General features: G+C 65.8%; 2 protein-coding genes and 1 pseudogene. 1 reads left to right on the top strand and 2 read right to left on the bottom strand.

Features of this window, described 5'->3' with window-relative positions; translation table 11 throughout:
* The coding region (glgB, locus tag Q1V87_RS07060; RefSeq protein WP_300591460.1) for a 1,4-alpha-glucan branching protein GlgB at positions 1–2,116 on the top strand (2,116 nt) is incomplete at its 5' end.
* A 42-nt stretch (positions 2,117–2,158) separates the two neighbouring features.
* Here the strand turns inward: glgB and Q1V87_RS07055 are convergent.
* Positions 2,159–3,106, bottom strand: a complete 948-nt coding sequence (locus Q1V87_RS07055) for a tetratricopeptide repeat protein (RefSeq protein ID WP_300591459.1) — start codon at positions 3,104–3,106, stop codon at positions 2,159–2,161.
* Positions 3,103–3,490 (bottom strand): annotated as a pseudogene (locus Q1V87_RS07050) (glycosyl transferase); the annotation flags it as partial. The gene Q1V87_RS07055 and the pseudogene Q1V87_RS07050, both read right to left, overlap by 4 nt.

The following is a 3,490-nucleotide window of genomic DNA, read 5'->3' as shown; positions in this document are numbered from 1 at the left end:
CGACCCGCACAGCGTTCTCGGCATCCATCCCGCGGGCAAGAACACCTGGGTGATTCGGACCCGCCGGCCCCTCGCGGCGACCGTCACTGCCGTGTTCGATGGGGGCAAACGCGCCAGGCTCGAACACGTCGCTGCGGGCATCTGGGAGGGCACGGTCACCGGACCGCTCGGTTCGTACCGAATCGACGCGTCCTACGACGACGGGCCCGACTACCGGGCTGACGACCCCTACCGCCACTCCCCGACCATCGGTGAACTCGATCTGCACCTGATTCGCGAGGGACGTCACGAACGGCTCTGGGACGTCCTGGGTTCTCACGTCCGCACCCACGAAGACAGCCATGGCACCTCGTTCGCCGTCTGGGCGCCCAACGCGCGCGCGGTGCGCGTCGTGGGCGATTTCAACGGATGGGACGGTGCAGCGCACGCGATGCGCTCGATGGGCGACTCGGGGGTCTGGGAGCTGTTCATCCCGGCTGTTGGCGAGGGAACCGTCTACAAGTACGAGATCCAGGGACCGGACGGGCAGTGGCGGCTGAAAGCGGACCCTCTGGCCCGGCGAGCCGAGGTTCCACCGGCCACCGGATCGGTCGTCACCGTATCCTCCTACCGCTGGGATGACTCGGGCTGGATCGCGCGGCGCTCCAAGAGCCGCCCCGTGACTGAGCCCATGTCGATCTACGAGGTGCATCTCGGTTCGTGGCGCCCCGGCCTGTCGTATCGCGACGCAGCCGACCCGCTCATCGAGCACATCAACGCACTCGGCTTCACCCACGTGGAGTTCCTGCCCCTCGCCGAGCATCCGTTCGGCGGTTCCTGGGGCTATCAGGTCACGGGCTACTTCGCACCCACGAGCAGGTTCGGCAGCCCCGACGACCTCAAATACCTCATCGATCGCCTACACCAGGCGGGCATCGGCGTCATCATGGACTGGGTCCCCGGACACTTTCCCAAAGACGAGTTCGCGCTCGCGAAGTTCGACGGAAGGGCGCTGTACGAGCATCCTGACCCACGTCGCGGTGAGCACAAGGACTGGGGAACGCTCATCTTCGACTACGGACGCAACGAAGTCCGGAACTTCCTGGTCGCCAACGCGCTCTACTGGTACGACGAGTTCCACGTCGATGGGCTTCGCGTGGATGCCGTCGCCTCGATGCTCTACCTCGACTACTCCCGTAACCCGGGCGAGTGGGAACCGAACATCCACGGCGGGCGAGAGAACCTCGAGGCGATCCGCTTCCTCCAAGAGGTCAACGCGACGTGCTACAAGACGTTCCCCGGCATCAGCATGATGGCCGAGGAGTCGACGAGCTTCCCGGGCGTTACCGCCCCCACAGACCACGCCGGACTCGGCTTCGGTTTCAAGTGGAACATGGGGTGGATGAACGACAGCCTCGACTACATCAAGCGGGACCCGCTCTACCGCTCATACCACCAGGGTGAGCTGAGCTTCTCGTTCGTCTACGCGTTCAGCGAGAACTACGTTCTTCCCATCAGCCACGACGAGGTCGTCCACGGCAAGGGGAGTCTGTTCTCTCGGATGCCCGGTGATCATGCCGCCAAGCTCGCGAACATGCGCGCGTTTCTCGCCTATATGTGGGCGCACCCCGGAAAGCAGCTGCTTTTCATGGGGCAGGAGTTCGGGCAGATGGCGGAGTGGTCCGAATCGCGCGGCCTCGACTGGTGGACCCTCGACCAGCCGACCCACCGCCAGCTCCAAGACTTCGTCGGCGCCGTCAACGGCACCTACCGCGCGAACCCGCCCCTGTGGAGTCGCGACAACGACGGGTCAGCGTTCTCGCGCATCGGCGCTCCGACGTGGAACCCGAACGTGCTCGCCTTCACCCGACGGGATTGGGACGGCAACATCGTCGCCGCCGTGTGCAACTTCTCGGGATCGACGCTCTCGAACTACGCGCTCGATCTTCCCCACAGTGGAGTCTGGCGCGAGATCCTCAACACCGATGCCCACGAATACGGGGGTGCCGGCGTCGGCAATCTCGGGATGGTTGTTGCCGCGGAGGACGGCAGAGCGTCAATGGTGCTGCCCGCAACGAGCGTCATCTGGTTGCGCTACGACCCGCAGGCGCGCGTCCCCTCGACGATCCGCGACTGATGAGGCGAGAGCCGCCGCACTGCGCTGCTCGAAGAACCGCTCCTAGAAGAGCAGCGAGGCGAGGCGACTGCGCGCCCGGATGACGCGCGGGTCGTCGTCGCCCACGATTCCGAACAACTCGAGCAGGCGTTCCCGCACGGGCGCGCGCACATCGTCGGGCAATGCCGCGAAGAGGTCCAGCAGTCGATCAAAGGCATCCTCAACGTGGCCGCCGGAAAGATCGAGGTCGGCGACCAGGAGCTGAGCATCGACGTCGGTGGGTGCAGAGGCTGCCGCCGCACGCGCAGCCTGGAGGTCGGCATCCTGGACGCGTGAGAGAAGCTGCACCTGCGCAAGACCCGCCCGCGCCTCTGCGTCGCGCGGGTTCTCGGCGAGAGCACGCTCGTACGCAGAGATCGCCGCCGCATAATCCCCGGACTCGATCGCAGCAAAGGCCTCCGCGTGAAGCGGCGGCAGCGCCGGTTCGACAGCAGCATCGTCATCGGTAGCGCCCGGGTCTCCTGCCCCGACTGTTCCGGTAACGCCGTTCTGCGCAGCGAGCTGCAGCAACTGGGCGAAGACTTCGCGCACCTGCTGCTCGGGAACGGCGCCCGTGAACAACGGCACGGCCTGCCCGCCGACCAGGGCCACGACCATCGGGATCGACTGGGCGCGGAATGCCTGAGCAAGCTGCGGGTTGGCGTCGACGTCGACCTTTGCCAGGACCACGCGACCCGCGTACTCGGTGACAACGCGCTCGAGGACCGGGCTGAGCTGCTTGCAAGGCCCGCACCACTCGGCCCAGAGGTCAACGACCACGGGCACCGTCTTGGACAGCTCCAGAACGTCGGGGAACATCGCGTCGGTGACGTTGATCACCAGACGCGTGGCGTTCCCGTCTGCAGGAGCGCCGGCAGCAGGCTCGCTCGGGGATGGAGCCGCCGGACGGTTGCGCAGGGCTGAGAGGTCGACGGCGCCCCGGAGAGGAACGTTGGAGCCGGGAAGTGTCACAGCACAGAGCCTTTCAGAATCGAACTCGAGTAGCCCAGAAGACGGATCGGTTCGCTCGATCCCTTCTCGGGCACGTAGAAGAAGAGCTGGTCACTGAAGGTCGTCGAGAACCCGGATGCCGACTGGTCAGCGCCCGCGAGAGTCTTCACCGTCGCGTTGTTGTCCAGCTTGATGACCGCGTCCGCGTTGGTCGGCTTGACGGTATCTGTCTCGGCGATGCTGACCGCGACGATCGCGCCGCTCTCCAGCGTGGCGATCGCAAACGGAGCGAACTCACCGGCCGCAGCGCTGAAAGTCAGGCTGCCCGTATCTTTCGCCGTCTCGTTGAACTCGTTGAGCCGGTCTTGCCGGTCGGCGATGACTCCAGTACGGAACAGGTCGCTC

Origin of the sequence: Microbacterium sp. (assembly GCF_030149085.1) — a bacterium.
In the GTDB taxonomy this organism is placed as follows: domain Bacteria; phylum Actinomycetota; class Actinomycetes; order Actinomycetales; family Microbacteriaceae; genus Microbacterium.
Note: the sequence above shows the minus strand (reverse complement) of the source record. Positions and strands in the feature narration are given on the sequence as shown.